Consider the following 16,046-nt stretch of genomic DNA (forward strand, 5'->3'; position numbering starts at 1 on the left):
CATCAAGGTTTAAAGGTAAAATAACAGAAGGAGGTAAGCGGATGCTGAAGAACATATTTTACGCAGTATTGCTGGGCATAGGAATGGCTGCCTGCCTATCGCAGCAGGATGAAGACACAGAAACGAGCAACGAGGCAAGCACCCAAGAAACATCTCTGGAAATGCCAGAGGAAGCGAGTACAGCCGCTCCCGAACTGTTTAATATTGCGCAAGGCCGTGTAGGTGCAGTAACGATTGGCATGCCCCTGGAGGAACTTCAGTCAAACATTCCCGCAGGGATGGCCTTAACCGATACCACCCTGCTGCAGGAAGGCATGCAAAGTACCGCTTACCTTCTGCGCCCCGAAGGCCAATTAAAAGGCTTATTAATAGAACAGCAGTGTATGAATGCATGCCAAGTATGGCGCATTGCCGTATCTAACCCCGATTTTAAAACTGCAAAAGGTATTGCCGTTGGCTCAAAGTATAGCGAGCTACAACAGGCCTATGCTGTAGAACAAATTACCTTTGAGGAAGGCAACCTGGTGGCCTTAACGTCGGAGCAAGGCATCAGTTTTATGCTCGATAAGAGCCAGATACCCGCCAATCAGCTCCCGAGGCTAAACAAAGAAAATGTGCCTGCCAATACGCTTATCAAAACAATCTTAGTATATTAGCCTCTTGCTATACTAGTTGCTTCTTCGTATACTTGTCTCTATGGCTATACTTCGCTCAAGTTACAAACTCCGTCAAACAGGGTTATTGTTGCTCCGTGTGGGCATTGGTACGATGTTTATACTGCATGGCTGGCCCAAATTAGCTGGTGGCCCCGAGCAATGGCAGATGATCGGGCAAAGTATGGGCATGTTCGGTATTGGCTTCGCGCCTACCTTCTGGGGCTTTATGGCTGCCTTTGCAGAGGGTGTAGGCGGTTTGTTGCTAGCACTGGGTTTCTTTTTCCGCCCTGCATGCTTCTTATTGTTGATCACGATGCTGGTGGCAACTACACATCACGCCATGGCCGGCGATGGTTTTGGAGGCTACTCGCATGCGCTGGAGGCGGCTATCCTGTTCTTCTCGCTCCTCTTTATCGGCCCCGGCAAGTATAGCCTCGACAGCAAAGTTTTCCCCAAAGACAAAGGCAGAACCCGCAAGTATTTCGCGTAAGCATTTGCCTGCCCCTAACTTCATTCTTTCATGATATCCTAACGTAGAAATATAGAAATGCCCCTGCCTTATCAATCCAAAGCAGCTTTAAGGCATTGGTGCCTCCGCTTGCAATACATTTCCCACCTCCCCACCCTCTTTACTTTAAAACCTTCTAACTTCTCAAACTCCCAAACTCTCTACCTCACACACTCTCTAACTTCTCCCCTCTCTACCATTTCCGCGCAGAAATCTGTATCATTGTTTTCTCACCATCACTCCATACCTAAACTATGATCAGCACTTTACTGCTTAGCGCCCTGCTCTCACTGGGCAACCCCGGCCAGGATAACCCGAAGTTCATCACTCCTTACGAAAAAGGGAACGGCAACCAAACCGCTACATACGACGAGGCCATTGGCTGGTACCAGCAACTCGACGAGGCCTACGAGGAAGTGAAAATGATGCCGTATGGCGCTACCGACGTAGGCCGGCCGCTGCACCTGGTAGTAGTTTCCACGGATAAGGATTTTGACCCGGCCTCGATCCATCAGAAAAACAAGCGCGTGCTGCTCATCCAAAACGGCATTCACCCGGGCGAGCCGGAGGGCATAGATGCCACCATGATGCTGGTGCGCGACTACCTGCAGGACAAAAAACTGCGCAAGCAGCTCGATAACGTGGTACTGGCTATAATACCGGTGTATAACATAGGCGGTGCGCTAAACCGCAACAGCCATACCCGCACCAACCAGAACGGGCCCGAGGAATACGGCTTCCGGGGCAATGCACGCAACCTGGACCTAAACCGCGATTTCATCAAAACCGACTCGCGCAATGCCCAGACCTTCCACCAGATCTTCCGGGAGTGGGACCCGGACGTGTTCATGGATAACCATACCTCCAACGGGGCCGATTACCAGCACGTCATGACGCTGATCGCCACGCAGCACAACAAGCTGCACCCCGCACTGGCGGGCTACCTGAACGGCAAAATGGTGCCTACCCTGTACAAAGGCATGGAGCAGGATAAATTCCCGATGATGCCGTACATGAACCACGTCGGCGACACACCGGAGCAGGGCATTATCGGCTTTATGGAGTCGCCGCGCTATGCAACGGGTTATACAGCCTTGTACCATACTATCGGTTTTGTGCCGGAAACCCACATGCTGAAGCCCTTTAAGCAGCGCGTACAGGCAACGTACAAGCTGATGGAGAACATGATAGAAACCGTGCACCACGATGCTGACGAGATTGGCAAACTGCGCCAGCAGGCCAAGCAGCAATCACTCACGCAAAAACAATTTGCTATGGACTGGAAACTGGATACGACCAAAGTTGCCAAAGTTCCTTTTCTGGGCTACGCCGCCAAGTATAAACCCAGCGAGGTAAGCGGCCACGAGCGCCTGTACTACGACCGCAAGGAGCCTTACAAAACCAAGCTAAACTATTATGATGCGTTTACGCCAACTATAACCGTGGAAAAGCCAGTGGCCTACATTATTCCGCAGGCCTGGCGCGAGGTGATTGAGCGCCTGAAACTGAACAAAGTAGAGATGCAGCAGCTGCAGCGCGACACCACCATCACCCTGGATACTTATTATATTACCGATTATAAAACTGGCCAGCGCCCGTACGAAGGCCATTACCTGCACACCAATGTAAGCGTGGAAACCAAGCGTATGCCGCGCCAGTTCTTTAAAGGCGATTACGTGGTATACCTTAACCAGCCATCAAACCGTTTTTTGGTGGAAACGCTGGAGCCGCAGGCAGTGGATTCATACTTTAACTGGAACTTCTTCGATAGCATCCTGATGCAGAAAGAGTATTTCTCGAGCTACGTGTTCGAGGACCTGGCAGCAACATACTTAAAGCAAAACCTGGAGCTGCGCCAGAAGCTAGAGGCGCGTAAAAAGCAGGACCCGGAGTTTGCCAAAAGCGCCCGCGCCCAGCTGGATTTTGTGTACCGAAACTCACCGCACTACGAATACACATACCAAATGTACCCCGTAGGCAGGCTGATGCAGGACGTAAAACTCCCGCTTTAATAAAAACCAAAACGAGGCTGCCAGCAAGTATGGCAGCCTCGTTTTTTTTAGAATCCACAAAAAACCTGAAGAAGCAAACTTACACTTCGATCTCCCCAGTTAGGTATGTCACGGCCTGCCCGGTTATTTTCACGCGCTCGCCCAGGTACTGACAGGTTAAGTCACCTTTTCTGGCTGAAAGCTGCTGTGCCGTAAGTATGGTTTTGCCCAGTTTTCCGCTCCAGATCGGGGTTAAGGTAGTATGTGCCGAGCCGGTAACGGGGTCCTCGTTGATGCCTGCTTGCGGGGCAAAGAACCGCGACACAAAATCCACTTCAGTGCCCGGCGCAGATACAATTACACCACGCCCGCCTACGGTTGCAACCAGGCTCAGATCCGGGTTAAACCCTTCCACTTCCTGTTGCGAGCCGAACAGCAGCAGGTAATCGGTTTTGCCTTTATAGGCTTCTAAAGGCGCTTTCCCGAATGCCTTTACCAAGACCTCTGGAACAGTTACCGCCTCATATGTATCCGTCGGAAAATCCAGCGTGAGCGCATCGTCTTGTTTTTCCACAGTAAGCCGTCCTGACCGTGGTGAGAATAAAATGATGTTCGGTGTGGGGTGCTGGTAATACTTAAAAAGCACGTAAGCACTGGCCAGCGTGGCATGCCCGCACAGGTCTACCTCCACAGTTGGTGTAAACCACCGGATTTCATACGTATCGCCTTGTTTTACGACAAAAGCGGTTTCGGCCAGGTTGTTCTCGGCGGCAATCTGCTGCATTTTATTTTCCGGGAGCCACTGCTCCAGCACGCACACGGCAGCTGGGTTGCCACCGAACACCTTGTCGGTAAAGGCGTCTATCTGATATAGTTTAATTTTATTCAAGGGTGATCTCTTAGACTTTAAATCCTTTTGATATGCTGTAACCATAATCGTCAGCTTTTAAAAGCTGACGACTTGCAGGCCTTAGGCTTTTAGATAGGCGGAGTACATCCATACTAACTTTTCTTGCTCCCGGATATAATCGCTCATCAAGGCGCTGGTTCCTTCGTCGTCGGCCTCAGAGGCCAAGGCCAATAACTCCCGCTCAGAGGAGATCAAAATCTGAAAACCATTCAACACTTCCTGCACCGCCTCGTTGCCACCCGACACGTTGGCTACCTCTTTTATGCGTGCTGCCTGCAAGTAATCCGTAAATGTGTGTAGAGGCGTATGGCCCAGTGTCAGGATGCGCTCTGCAATCTCATCAATCTTAAGAATGGCATCGTTATAGAGCTCCTCAAACTTAGCGTGCAGCTCGAAAAATTTATTACCGGATATATTCCAGTGGAAACCGCGCGCATTGATATAAAACAGTTGATAATTTGCCAGCAAGGCATTCAGGTTTTCTGCGAGTTGTCTCGCTTTTTCGGCATCAATGCCTATTAAGTTTTTATCTGCCATATTTCTTTTATGTTTAATTAGTGAATAGGTATAGCTGTTAAGTTAGCATCTCAGCTCTGAATCTAAAAATTAAATTTGCTTGCATTTATTGTACGTATACGCATGGTACCAAGGCATTACTTCTTCAGCATAGATGCCGAATTGGGCGTAGACAGCAGTTCCCCGAATACCTCCCAGCGCTTCTCGGGATTATTGGCAGTGCCGCCGTGGCGCTCCACATACTGTTGTACCAGTTCCTGGCCCAGGTTGTAATTGATAACGTAGCTGCGGTAGCGGTCTATAAAACGGGTACGCTGCAAAGCTTTGCCCTTATCGTAGAAGTTATACTTTACCAGCCAGTCAGCGGCTTGCTCGCGTGTTATTTCGCCATTCAGGTAGCGGCGCGCGGCCTCGTTACCGGCAAAATCCAGCTTGTTTATCTTACCGAGTATATTGTAATAGCGCTCTGCCTCAGAGGCATCCAGCCCGGCTAGCGGGAAAAGCACATCTTTCTCAAACGTTAAACGCTCCTCTGCCGGGAAGGCCACCTTTACACCATAGTTAGCGCTGCCCTCGGCTATCAGCGACTGTGGGCTAAACAAAGGGTAAACAGAATATTCTTTCCATCCTTTTTCGTTCACTAGGTGCTGCTCCAGCAGGGTATTAAACACATGGTGGCCTGGGTAACCCTCATGGCCCGCCAGGTCGATGGCACGCTGTATATAGATCGGGAAATCGGTGTTAATCTGGATCAGGCTGTAGCCGTTGCCTTGGAAATAGTTATAGCCCGACCACGGTTTATCTGTCACGAACTCCACCTTAAAGTTCTCGTTCTCCGGCAGCTCGTAATGCGCTTTGGTGCGTTTGCGAGCCTCGTTTATAGCTGCCTGAAACACAGTGTCCAGTTTGTTCTTCGGTATTTCGAACTTCGCTTGGTATGCCGACCAACGCTCCGCAACGCTTCCTTTTCCGGGTAGTTCGGCATCAATGGCGGTGAGCAACGAGTCGAAATAGGCTTGCTCATAGTGCGGTGGGTTGGCATCGTAGAGCAGCTTGGCCTCTTCATCAAACGAGAGCATTTTGCCCTGCACCATCTCAATTTTAGTGATTACGGCCAGCACTTGTTTCTGAAACATGGCCACGCGCCTTTTCTCCAACTCCGTCAGGTTTTCCAGCTCCTGTGCTTCCAGGTTTTCCTGTATCAAGCGCAGTTCAGTTAGCAGTTCCTCGGCAGGTAAGGAGTCCGCGGGCGTGCCGTTTGGTTTCCAGTCTTCGGGGCCGTAATAGGCATCCACGATATCGCTGTCGTACTGGCCCAACTTCAGGACGGTTTTAACATAGCGCTCGGCCAGTTCGTCCATTGGTAAGGCGTTTTGCTCTTTTTTATCTGTGCCCGAACAAGCCCAAAGGCTTACCGCCAGCAGCAGAAGCAATGCTTTTTTCATAGAATTTTGTTTTAGCAACGTATGATTCAAACACTCAAGTTAAGCTTACTTTGGCAGAGAGTAAAGTAATTTGACGCGCGTAGCCATCAGTAAGTGTAAACCTATTAGCCTGAAGCGAACGCTGCACCTGGCAAGTTTACTCATTCTTTTAAAGCATACCCAACAAGCGCCGTATAGCAGTTACGCATTATCAACAAGAATAAACTATGAAAGAACTTACTGTAAAACCTGTTTTCCTTGAGCCGCATGGCAACATCTCAAACAACCAAACCCTGCCCCTGCTGGTGTATGCGCAGGTGTTTCAGGAGCAAGAAAGCTTAGCTGGCAAGTTTAAGGAAGCGTTTGCCAGCAACAACTGGCAAGGCGCATGGGTAAACGGTGTGTTTGATTACCACCACTACCATAGCAAAGCGCATGAGGTTTTGGGCGTGGCAGCGGGCACAGCTATACTTATACTTGGCGGACCTGGAGCCGAAGAGTTAGAAGTACAAGCTGGCGATATGCTGGTATTGCCGGCTAGCACGGGCCACTGCCTTAAATCAGCATCTCCGGATTTTAAAGTAGTAGGCGCCTACCCGGCAGGGCAAGAAAACTATGACATCTGCACCGAAAAAGACAATCCTGAAGAAAAGCGCAGAACCATTGCCGCGTTGGCTTTACCTACATCTGACCCAGTGGGTGGGCCTTTGCTGCAACACTGGCAGAAGTCTGTTGGCTGAACAATTGGTGGCTGCGGGCGTTTAGTTAGTAGCCCAACGGGGCTATTGCTGCCCGGAAATGGTGCAGCAGCTTGTTAGTTTTAAAATGTAAATACCGTGAACGTATTAATAGCAGGTGCCCATGGCACTACCGGAAAACAAATTATTGAAATTCTAGCCCGTTCGGGGAAGCATACTTCTTATGCCATGATCCGCAAGGAGGAACAGGCCGACGAACTTAAGAAACTAGGCGCCAACCATGTTGTGATCGCCGATCTGGAAGGTGATATCAGCGAGACAGCCAAGGATATGGATGCCGTAATTTTCGCGGCTGGCTCTAAAGGCAAAAACGTAGTAGGCGTGGACCAAAAAGGTGCCGAAAAACTTGTAGATGCAGCTAAAGCCGCCGGAGTAAAGCATTATATCATGCTAAGTGCGTATGGCGTAGATAACCCGCGCGGTGAGCTGAAAGAGTACCTCGAAGCCAAAGCTAAGGCTGACCAGTACTTGCTGGATAGCGGTTTGACTTACACAATTGTGCGCCCCGGCCATTTAGGTAATGATGCCCCAACCGGAAACGTGAAAACAGCCGAGCACTTTAGCAGCGCCGGAGAAAGCAAGATACCGCGCGCCGATGTTGCCGATGTGCTGGTACAGTCGTTGGATGTTGCAAACGTTAGGAACAAAACATTTGAACTCCTAACCGGCGACACACCAATCGCTAACGCCCTGAATCAACTTTAAATAAAAAAGCCCATCTCTTAAATCTGGAGATGGGCTTTTATCATACTTGTGTTATTGAGTAAACAATGCATCCCATCTTATCCGGGTGGTCTTGCACCAGATCTGTGGCTTTGCTGTGCCGCAGCATGTAGAGCATCAGTAAATCGCCGGAGGCAGCGAGCGTGAAAAGCAACCCGAATAGAAAGAGCAGCAGTTGGCCGGTTATCATTCCTACCAAAGCGGGTAGCACGCCCATTACCAGCCCAGGCATCAGGCCACCCAAAACGTAAGGCCGCAATGGCAGCATTTCGCGGCAATGGCAATATGGCGTGAGGTAGCGCCAATGCACCCCATAACGTATCGATTTTAGGCCATTTCTGCAGAACACTGCCCAAGTGAGTCCGTGCAGCAGTTCATGCACAACAGCACCAAGTATAAACACCAGCAACATCAGAAACGGATAAAACAAGGTGCGTGCGCCATGCTCCAGCACAAAACCCTCCATAGCTGCAAAACTAAGCTGGCCGGGCCAAAGCAGAATATAGGGCACCAGGTACAGAACCAGGATGGGCAACACAAACACCAGCGCCTGCCGGTTGGCTTCCGCTGCCGTAAGCGTCAGCTCGGTTTGCCTGTATTGTCCTTTTTGCATAGCTTTTATACTTCGGCCTTTACCAACTGCTGCAGGTCTGAAAGGCTGCTGATGCGCGGCACCTCGGCCTGTACTTCGCCAAAACCATAGCTGGCAAGTATAAATGGCACCTGTGCTCCCTGGCTGGCATCGTAGTCGCCTTGGGTATCGCCGATGTAAACGGGGTTCTGCAGGTTATTGCGCTGCACCACGGCACGTATGTTCTCGCTCTTTGGCAGGCTTTGGTCGCCGTAACAGGCAATGTCGGTAAAGTATGGCTGCAGGCTATAGTACTGCAGGAAAGCCTCTATGTAGCCGCTCTGGCAGTTGCTCACGATAAACAATTTATACTTGTGCTGCAGGCTCTCCAGTGTTTCCTTTAAGGCTGGGTAAAGCTCGCCACCTTTATGGTGCAAGTACTCTAGTTCCATTTTAGCGGCGGTTTGCTGCAGTTCGCGGCGCTTTTCCGCACTGATGCCCGGAAAAAGCTTTTCGTAAATGGCATCATAGGCCATGCCCGCAATACCGCGAATATCCTCACGGGTCAGAGTAGTATCTACAAAATCGAACTGCGCGATGGCGGCATTCCAGGCATCGGCAATCGTTTGGGTAGAGTCCCAAAGGGTGCCATCCAAGTCAAAAATCAGTCCGTCGTAGGTGGTTGTATCGATCATAGGTAAAGTCTCTAAAATGTAGAGCCACAGCAAAGTATGCAGCCCTTTTGGCTAGGCATTCTGTCAAAAGTATACTTTCCCAACACGCCACGCAAAAATAAGTTTAAACACTGGTACAGCCATCCTCTTTGTTGCATCAGCAGAGGAAATTAGTTTATAATTTGAGTGAGCAGATCATACTTCATTTTGAAAGCTATAATTCATAAAAGTACGGGTTAAGTTAAAAATCCTATATTTGTTAAAGCTGATATATGTTTATCAGCAGCAACTTAAGTCTTAAAGGTGTGTCAGTTATACTTGAAATAGACAAGCTTAGCAAGCGCTATGGTAGCATTCAGGCCGTAGACAGGCTCTCGCTGCAGATAGAAGAAGGAAGTATCTACGGATTGCTCGGGCCAAACGGCAGCGGCAAAACAACCACGTTAGGGATGGTACTGGATGTGATACGGCCTAGCTCCGGCAGTTTTTCGTGGTTTGGCCAGCCCGTTTCGCGCAGCACCAAGCACCGCCTGGGCGCGCTCCTCGAAACGCCAAACTTCTACCCTTACCTCACTGCACAGCGCAACCTCGAAATCACCGCTGACATTAAAGGTGCAGACAAAAAGCAAATCGCCCATGTTTTGCACACTGTTGGGCTGTCTCATCGCACGCATACTACCTTCAAAGGCTTTTCGCTGGGAATGAAACAGCGCCTGGCCTTGGCCGCTGCCCTGCTTAACAACCCCGAGGTGCTGGTGTTGGATGAGCCAACCAATGGCCTGGACCCCGAAGGCATCGCTGAAGTGCGCGAACTCATACTTAGGATCGCCGCCGAGGGCAAAACCATCATACTTGCCAGCCACCTGCTGGATGAGGTGGAGAAAGTATGCACACACGTGGCGGTGCTGCAAAAAGGCGTGTTGCGTGCCGAAGGCCCAGTAAGCACAATCCTTTCGGCAAAAGACCAGCTCATTATCAGTGCTGAGAATACAGTAAGGCTGCTGGAGGTACTAAAGCAACTGCCTTTTGTAGAAAGCTACCAACCTGAGCGCGACCTGGTTCACCTTACACTACAGGAAGGTTACGGTGCAGCCGAGGTTAACAAAGCTATGTTTGAGGCCGGGGTGGTACTGCAACAGCTCACGCTGCGCCGCAAGAGCCTGGAGGCTCAGTTTCTTGAAATTATTAAACAGCAAGCCTAATGAACCTACTCCGCATAGAACTGCACAAAATACTGCCTTACCGCACGGTTTGGGTTATACTTGCCATTTACGTGGCCCTCATGCTGCTTATACTTTTTGCCAGCAGCAATGTATCCATCAACGGGCAAGAGCTGGGCAGCCAAATGTATAACCTGCCGCAGTTTTGGCAAACGCTCACGTATATAGCCAGTTTCTTTAACTTACTTTTTGGTATTTTGATGATTGTGCTGGTATCGGATGAGTATAGCTTCCGGACGCTGAGGCAGCAGGTTATTGATGGCTTATCGCGTATGGATCTGGTACTGGCGAAGTTCTACGTAGCCTTGGGCCTGGGCGTGCTTGCCACAATTTTTGTACTTGTGCTGGGTTTATACTTTGGGCTGGTGCATGGGCAAAACCATGCGTCGGATGCTATTTTTGGCAAGATCGACCACCTGTCTTATTACTTCTTGCAGGCAGTGGGTTATATGTCGCTGGCTATGCTGTTTGGCTTTATTATCCGGAAAAGCGGTTTGGCTATTATTGCTTTCATCGCGTACGCGCAGGTAGTGGAGCCGCTCATACATTTCCGCCTGCCCGATAACTTGGACAAGTATATGCCTATAAAAGTGCTAAAAACCCTTACACCCATGCCGGCGCAGGATGTACTGGACCAGATGACTACCCCCACCGAGCTCCTGTCTTTGCCATGGGCGGCAGTGCTTGCAGCAGGCTACATTGCTCTTTTCTGGGCGATGAGTTTTTATACTTTGAAGTTAAGAGATTTGTAAAAAAGCAGGCTGCTACTACAATGAGTTAAAGTAGTTCACGATAGCTACCAGCTGATGCGGCTTTTCATAAGCAAGGCGTTTATCTTTCACATACTTCTTAACCTGCTTTCCTTTTTTTCCAAACACTTGGTACAGGTCTTTACGCACGTTTCGGAGCGTGATGATTTCGCCGTCTGGCAGCAATAGGTAATAAAGTGGCTTTATGTGGTTTATCCATTCGCTGCCAGGCACATAGCTATCCGGGTCGTACAGGAAGCCCTGCGCTGAGTAAGCTGATAGGTTTTCGGGCTCTGTGTGGATATAGTTTTCGCGCATGATCAATACCACTCCACCTTGGTTAAGCTGCTCAAAAAACGTTGGCTTCTTAAAATCCGAGTAATCACGGTCCATGTCCCACATCAGCGACCGAAATGTTGTAGACTTGCCGCTAGGCTGCTCTTGCACAATAAAGTATTTCACATTCACCGGCGAGAAAGCACTCAGCGTGCCGTCCTCGTTCTGAATGTTGATAATTTCCTGCGTATGGTGATAGGTGACAGGGCCGTAAATGGTGTCGCCAGACGTTAGCACGATTTTACCCATCGGCCACTCCTGTATATCAACCGCAGGCCGATACTGCGCCTGCCCGATTAGTGGCACCACTACTAGGAAAAGTATCAGACAAACTATAAACGGGATTGTATAATTATCATTTTTCATAAGTCTAAGAAGCTGTATTTCACACAAATCAACATTATCTTCAGGCTACTTCTTAGCCTGATTCACCAATTATATGCCTCTATACTTTTGTATGATTTTCAGCGACAAAAGTTGCTCGCTTGCCTTAGCTTATTCCCATTGCAACTAAAAAAACCTGCACAAGTTGGCAAATTACCACTCATGCAGGCTCTTAAAACAATTTTTATACTTATTATTTTTATTTGTTGATTTTCAAATCTTTAAGTATATCGTGCCCTAACTTATCTCGCTTGGTTGTCAGGTATTTTTGGTTATGCTCGTTAGGAGTAACCTCTATTGGCACACGCTCTACAACCTGCAGCCCGTAGCCCTGCAAACCAGTGCGCTTACGTGGGTTGTTAGAGATCAGGCGCATTTTAGTAATGCCAAGGTCACGCAGAATCTGGGCACCCACACCGTAATCACGCTCATCCATACCAAAGCCGAGCTCCAGGTTAGCTTCTACCGTATCAAGGCCCTGCTCCTGTAGCTTGTATGCCTTCAGTTTGTTGATCAAACCAATGCCGCGGCCCTCCTGGTTCATGTATACCACCACGCCCTTGCCTTCTTTCTCTACCATGCGCATGGCCTCGTGCAGCTGAGGGCCGCAGTCGCAACGGCAGGAACCGAAGATATCGCCGGTTACGCAGGAAGAGTGCACGCGTACTAAAACTTCTTCACCTTCCTCCCACGTGCCTTTTACAAGCGCAAGATGTTTGGCTCCGTTGCTGCGTTGGGTAAATGCATACAAGTCAAACACGCCATAGTCGGTTGGCAATTGTATTACAATCTCACGCTCTATCAAGCTTTCTTCGCGCAAGCGGTAGGCAATCAGGTCTTTAACGGAGATCAGCTTCAGGTCGAAACGCTCGGCTACTTTTATCAGATCTGGCAGGCGGGCCATGGTTCCGTCTTCGTTCAGGATCTCCACCAGTACACCAGCCGGCGACAGGCCTGCCAGGCGGGCCAGGTCTACGGCAGCCTCTGTATGGCCAGCGCGGCGCAGCACGCCTTCTTTCTTAGCTTTAAGCGGGAAAATATGCCCTGGCTTGCCCAGAGAATGCGGGTCGGTGTTAGGGTCAACCAGTGCCTGAATCGTTTTAGAACGGTCCGAAGCCGAGATCCCAGTTGTGCAGCCGTGGCCAATCAGGTCAACGGATACGGTAAACGGCGTGGCATGCAAAGCCGTGTTCTTGCCTACCATCAGTTCTAAGCCAAGTTGCTCGCAACGCTCCTCTGTGAGCGGCGCGCAAATAAGGCCACGCCCGTGGGTAGCCATGAAGTTTACTATCTCCGGTGTGATTTTCTCGGCCGCGCATATAAAGTCCCCTTCATTCTCGCGGTCATCGTCATCCACCACAATTATTACCTTGCCTTGGCGAATATCTTCAATGGCAGCCTCGATGCTATCAAGGCTTATCAACTCATTTGGATTATTTTCCATGTATTGTGTATATCAAAAGGCAACTCCTGTTAACTGTCTAATTTATAAAAAAACAGAAGCTTTTTACCTCTTTACCAAAACTACAAAAACAGCCACATTGTTCATTTAAGGCAAAGGCCTCTCTTACTGATTATGAACTTTAAGCACCAAGCAAAGGTAGAAAATAGCCTTCTATTAATGAAACATTATCTATTTTCACCTCTTCGTCTTTGTAATGCCTAAAACCAACCGTAGTGAAGTGTTCCGTTATAGTAGCTTGTTATAATAACCCAGATCTCATATTGGAAACGCTAGATTCTATCCAGAAACAGACATACCAAAATTGGGAGCTGGTATTGGTAGAGGACTGCTCCACAGATAACACTTTAGAGGTACTAAGACGGTTTGTAGCCCAGCATAATTTAGCAGATAGGTGTAAGCTTATAGCCTTACCTCAAAACCATGGAGTTAGCTTTGCAAAAGGTACCGGAGTTCAGCATAGTAGTGGAGAAATTATTGTGATCTGCGACCATGATGATGCGTTGGCCCCAAATGCTCTGGCGGAAATAGTGAAAGCCCACCAGGCTTACCCAAAAGCTAGTATTGTATACACTCAGCGGTATAACTGTGACTACCAACTGCGCCCGCTGGAGATTGCAGCCTGTAGCCAAGTAGTATATTCAGATATCCTGGAAGATCAAATTAGCCACCTGCTCACCTATAAGCGTAGTTGCTATAACCAAACCTCAGGCTATGATCCGTTTTTCAAACTTGCCGATGACAGAGACATCATATATAAACTCGAGGAGGTAGGCGAGGTTATATTTTTAGAGAAGCCGCTATACTACTTCCGGATTAGTGACAGAGGTATATCGCAGGGTTATGAAGGCTTTAATAATTCGAGAGATGAAAAACTGATTGCCGCACTAAACGCAGTTACGCGCCGCAACGCTTCGAGAGTTAAACAAATTACACATAAAGCGTTTTCACAGTTTCTTGCAGAACATTATCTGCTGCAAGCTGAAGGGTATATTTTGATGGAAAAGCCACTATCACTGTCTTTCCTAATTTCTCTTCTGAAATCCTTTTATTATAATCCTTTATCCAACCTAACACGCAAACTAAAAGCGCTCTTGCTCATTACCAGAATTAAAAGATCGCTAGTAGGTATACTTTCTCGAAAGTAACTTACTTATTAACCACAATACCAAGCATTTCGCCGAGCTGGTTTTCGAAGGCTTTCAGGTTGAGGATGTAGTTTAGCTGGCGGTCCTGCTCTCCGGGGTCGGTTACGAGGCGCAGCTTTTCCATCTCGGTTTTCAGAAGCATCTGTACTTTCATGCGCTTCAGGCGAAGTATGGCCCGCTCAATGCCGTACATCAGCAGGTCTTCCTCGTTTGGCACATAGATCTGATGGGTTTCCCAGTTGTGGCTCAGGTCGTAACGGTTAGAGATCAGCTCAATCACCTCCGAACGGATTTCCTCGTCCGGGTCGTTTACCAGGTCTTCCCCTTTTACTACATAGCCTTGCTGAAACTGCTGTAAAATGCGGTTATGAAGCTTCACATAGATTGGGATTTCCAGTTCCACGTCCTCCAACTGCTCCAGCATGTATTGGATGACGGTTTGGTTCTCATCAACCGCTTTTGTTCCGTAGCTTATCATCATCCGAATTACCTCGCGCTCATACCTCTTTAGCACATCCGCATCTGAGGCTGGCTTTTCGGGCTCGGGGGCCGGCGCAGGTGCGGCATAGTTTGGCTCCGGGTTGCCCGGGCGTTGCTGCTGCCGGCCCTCCAGGTGCATTTTGTTATACTCCGAGATCAGCACCTGCTCATCAATATCGAAGATCAGGCTGCAGCTGCGGAAGAACACGGTACGCTTTATCGCATCAGGGATTTTGGCGATGGAGGCTACCACCTCTTTTATGGCTTCGGCCTTACGAACCGGGTTGCCTGCAGACTCCTTCGCAAAAAGGCTGGTTTTAAAAGAGATAAAATCCTGCGAATGCTCCTTCAGGTATGTTTTAAAAGCCGCGTCGCCAACTTTATGGATGTATGAGTCGGGGTCCTCGCCTTCCGGAAAAGTCACTACGTTCACGTTCAGGCCAAGCTCCAGAATCAGGTCGATACCGCGCAACGAGGCTTTTATACCTGCCGCATCGCCATCGTAAAGCACTGTAATGTTCTGGGTATAGCGCGAGATCAGCTTGATCTGGCCTTCGGTAAGCGAGGTTCCGGACGAGGCCACCACGTTCTCGATGCCGCCCTGGTTCAGGGAGAGCACATCCAGGTAGCCTTCCACCATGTAGCACATGTCCTGCATGCGCATGGCCTGCTTCGCCTGGAAAAGGCCATAAAGCACATTGCTCTTGTGGTAGATGTCAGACTCCGGCGAGTTGAGGTACTTCGGGCTTTTCTTGTCGTTGGATTTTAAGGTACGCGCACCAAAACCCACCACGCGCCCCGACACGTTATGGATCGGGAACATGACACGGCCCCGGAAGCGGTCATACTTCTTGTTGTCCTCCCGAACGATGGTGAGGCCGGTTGCCTCCAGGTACTTTTGCTGGTAGCCGGCTTTCAGAGCGGTATCGGTCAGGTCGGTCCACTCGTCCAGGCTGTAGCCCAGCTCAAACTTGCGGATGGTGTTGCCGCTGAGGCCGCGCTGCTTCAGGTAGGATTGCCCGATGCTGCCTTGCTCGTGGCTGGTGAGGCGCTGCTGAAAGTGCTTGGCGGCAAAGTCTGACACGATGAACAAGCTGTCGCGCTCGCTTTGCTCCCGGGCATACTCCGGGTCATGCTGCTCCTCGGGTATATCGATGCTATACTTCTTGGCTAGGTACTTAATGGCCTCCGGAAAGCTAGTGCCCTCCACATCCATAATAAACTGCACCGAGTTGCCGGCCTTGCCGCAGCCAAAGCACTTGTAAATGCCCTTAGCCGGCGAAACCGAGAAAGACGGTGATTTTTCGTGGTGAAACGGGCAGCAGGCCCACATGTTCTGCCCCTTTTTCTTGAGCGACACAAAATCACCGACCACTTCCGTAATATCGGCTTGGTTCAGTACTTGGTCAACAATTTCTTTTGGGATGAGAGACATGGGCAAAATTATAAGCGGATGGCAAAGATAAAGCTTAAATCGGTAACGCCCGAATGCCGGGGCGTGTCATTTTATACTTGTGCGCGGGAGCCATCTCAGAA

At 49.4% G+C, this 16,046-nt stretch carries 16 protein-coding genes; 8 read left to right on the plus strand and 8 right to left on the minus strand.

The genetic code is table 11. The features are described from left to right. The first annotated feature begins 41 nt into the window (after positions 1-41). The 3 genes from D1627_RS02525 to D1627_RS02535 all read left to right on the plus strand — a co-directional run bounded on the left by D1627_RS02525 (position 42) and on the right by D1627_RS02535 (position 3,176). Positions 42-656 carry a mechanosensitive ion channel protein MscS gene (locus tag D1627_RS02525; protein WP_119430625.1) on the plus strand — a complete coding sequence of 205 codons (615 nt, stop codon included), beginning with the start codon at positions 42-44 and terminating at the stop codon, positions 654-656. Positions 657-696: 40 nt separating this feature from the next. Continuing rightward, positions 697-1,146, plus strand: coding sequence for a DoxX family protein (locus tag D1627_RS02530; protein ID WP_119430626.1), 450 nt, complete (start codon positions 697-699; stop codon positions 1,144-1,146). Between the two features lie 272 nt (positions 1,147-1,418). Continuing rightward, a complete protein-coding gene (locus D1627_RS02535) occupies positions 1,419-3,176 on the plus strand; it encodes a M14 family metallopeptidase (protein WP_119430627.1) in 1,758 nt (585 codons plus the stop codon). A 79-nt stretch (positions 3,177-3,255) separates the two neighbouring features. Here the strand turns inward: D1627_RS02535 and D1627_RS02540 are convergent, their stop codons facing one another. The 3 genes from D1627_RS02540 to D1627_RS02550 all read right to left on the minus strand — a co-directional run bounded on the left by D1627_RS02540 (position 3,256) and on the right by D1627_RS02550 (position 6,026). Then, entirely contained in the window at positions 3,256-4,035 is a 780-nt protein-coding gene (locus tag D1627_RS02540) for a PhzF family phenazine biosynthesis protein (RefSeq protein WP_233555517.1), read from the minus strand. 90 nt (positions 4,036-4,125) lie between these two features. Beyond that, positions 4,126-4,602 (minus strand): Dps family protein, encoded by a 477-nt coding sequence (locus D1627_RS02545; protein ID WP_119430629.1) that lies wholly within the window; start codon positions 4,600-4,602, stop codon positions 4,126-4,128. A 116-nt stretch (positions 4,603-4,718) separates the two neighbouring features. Beyond that, positions 4,719-6,026 carry a hypothetical protein gene (locus D1627_RS02550; RefSeq protein ID WP_119430630.1) on the minus strand — a complete coding sequence of 436 codons (1,308 nt, stop codon included), beginning with the start codon at positions 6,024-6,026 and terminating at the stop codon, positions 4,719-4,721. A 206-nt stretch (positions 6,027-6,232) separates the two neighbouring features. Between D1627_RS02550 and D1627_RS02555 the strand changes: the two genes are divergently transcribed. Then, a complete protein-coding gene (locus tag D1627_RS02555) occupies positions 6,233-6,745 on the plus strand; it encodes a cupin domain-containing protein (RefSeq protein ID WP_119430631.1) in 513 nt (170 codons plus the stop codon). Between the two features lie 96 nt (positions 6,746-6,841). After that, positions 6,842-7,468, plus strand: coding sequence for an SDR family oxidoreductase (locus D1627_RS02560; RefSeq protein ID WP_119430632.1), 627 nt, complete (start codon positions 6,842-6,844; stop codon positions 7,466-7,468). Between the two features lie 40 nt (positions 7,469-7,508). Here D1627_RS02560 and D1627_RS02565 read toward each other — a convergent pair whose 3' ends face one another. Continuing rightward, positions 7,509-8,099 (minus strand): DUF3267 domain-containing protein, encoded by a 591-nt coding sequence (locus tag D1627_RS02565; RefSeq protein ID WP_119430633.1) that lies wholly within the window; start codon positions 8,097-8,099, stop codon positions 7,509-7,511. A 5-nt stretch (positions 8,100-8,104) separates the two neighbouring features. Beyond that, complete coding sequence (locus D1627_RS02570; protein WP_119430634.1) at positions 8,105-8,752, minus strand: HAD family hydrolase; 648 nt, start codon at positions 8,750-8,752, stop codon at positions 8,105-8,107. A gap of 284 nt (positions 8,753-9,036) precedes the next feature. Between D1627_RS02570 and D1627_RS02575 the strand changes: the two genes are divergently transcribed. Beyond that, positions 9,037-9,933 carry an ABC transporter ATP-binding protein gene (locus tag D1627_RS02575; protein WP_119431091.1) on the plus strand — a complete coding sequence of 299 codons (897 nt, stop codon included), beginning with the start codon at positions 9,037-9,039 and terminating at the stop codon, positions 9,931-9,933. Beyond that, positions 9,933-10,703 carry an ABC transporter permease gene (locus D1627_RS02580; RefSeq protein ID WP_119430635.1) on the plus strand — a complete coding sequence of 257 codons (771 nt, stop codon included), beginning with the start codon at positions 9,933-9,935 and terminating at the stop codon, positions 10,701-10,703. Before D1627_RS02575 ends, D1627_RS02580 begins: the two co-directional genes overlap by 1 nt. Positions 10,704-10,718: 15 nt before the next feature. Here D1627_RS02580 and D1627_RS02585 read toward each other — a convergent pair whose 3' ends face one another. Together D1627_RS02585 and D1627_RS02590 are read right to left on the minus strand one after the other, a co-directional pair. Next, a complete protein-coding gene (locus D1627_RS02585) occupies positions 10,719-11,402 on the minus strand; it encodes a hypothetical protein (RefSeq protein WP_119430636.1) in 684 nt (227 codons plus the stop codon). Positions 11,403-11,619: 217 nt separating this feature from the next. Then, complete coding sequence (locus tag D1627_RS02590) at positions 11,620-12,864, minus strand: bifunctional 3,4-dihydroxy-2-butanone-4-phosphate synthase/GTP cyclohydrolase II (protein ID WP_119430637.1); 1,245 nt, start codon at positions 12,862-12,864, stop codon at positions 11,620-11,622. Positions 12,865-13,097: 233 nt separating this feature from the next. Here D1627_RS02590 and D1627_RS02595 point away from each other — a divergent pair, with 233 nt between their 5' ends. Then, entirely contained in the window at positions 13,098-14,030 is a 933-nt protein-coding gene (locus tag D1627_RS02595) for a glycosyltransferase family 2 protein (protein ID WP_119430638.1), read from the plus strand. A 1-nt stretch (position 14,031) separates the two neighbouring features. Here the strand turns inward: D1627_RS02595 and dnaG are convergent, their stop codons facing one another. Beyond that, positions 14,032-15,945: a DNA primase gene (gene dnaG / locus D1627_RS02600; RefSeq protein WP_119430639.1), complete on the minus strand. Its 1,914-nt coding sequence runs from the start codon at positions 15,943-15,945 to the stop codon at positions 14,032-14,034. Positions 15,946-16,046: the final 101 nt, after the last annotated feature.

Origin of the sequence: Pontibacter oryzae, from assembly GCF_003576375.1 — a bacterium.
GTDB classification, from domain to species: Bacteria; Bacteroidota; Bacteroidia; order Cytophagales; family Hymenobacteraceae; genus Pontibacter; species Pontibacter oryzae.

Bases quoted from the DNA above. Each gene is read 5' to 3' on its own strand.
- D1627_RS02525 (WP_119430625.1), top strand. From the start codon at position 42: ATGCTGAAGAACATATTTTACGCAGTATTGCTGGGCATAGGAATGGCT.
- D1627_RS02530 (WP_119430626.1), top strand. From the start codon at position 697: ATGGCTATACTTCGCTCAAGTTACAAACTCCGTCAAACAGGGTTATTG.
- D1627_RS02535 (WP_119430627.1), top strand. From the start codon at position 1,419: ATGATCAGCACTTTACTGCTTAGCGCCCTGCTCTCACTGGGCAACCCC.
- D1627_RS02545 (WP_119430629.1), bottom strand. From the start codon at position 4,602: ATGGCAGATAAAAACTTAATAGGCATTGATGCCGAAAAAGCGAGACAA.
- D1627_RS02550 (WP_119430630.1), bottom strand. From the start codon at position 6,026: ATGAAAAAAGCATTGCTTCTGCTGCTGGCGGTAAGCCTTTGGGCTTGT.
- D1627_RS02555 (WP_119430631.1), top strand. From the start codon at position 6,233: ATGAAAGAACTTACTGTAAAACCTGTTTTCCTTGAGCCGCATGGCAAC.
- D1627_RS02565 (WP_119430633.1), bottom strand. From the start codon at position 8,099: ATGCAAAAAGGACAATACAGGCAAACCGAGCTGACGCTTACGGCAGCG.
- D1627_RS02570 (WP_119430634.1), bottom strand. From the start codon at position 8,752: ATGATCGATACAACCACCTACGACGGACTGATTTTTGACTTGGATGGC.
- D1627_RS02580 (WP_119430635.1), top strand. From the start codon at position 9,933: ATGAACCTACTCCGCATAGAACTGCACAAAATACTGCCTTACCGCACG.
- D1627_RS02585 (WP_119430636.1), bottom strand. From the start codon at position 11,402: ATGAAAAATGATAATTATACAATCCCGTTTATAGTTTGTCTGATACTT.
- D1627_RS02590 (WP_119430637.1), bottom strand. From the start codon at position 12,864: ATGGAAAATAATCCAAATGAGTTGATAAGCCTTGATAGCATCGAGGCT.
- dnaG (WP_119430639.1), bottom strand. From the start codon at position 15,945: ATGTCTCTCATCCCAAAAGAAATTGTTGACCAAGTACTGAACCAAGCC.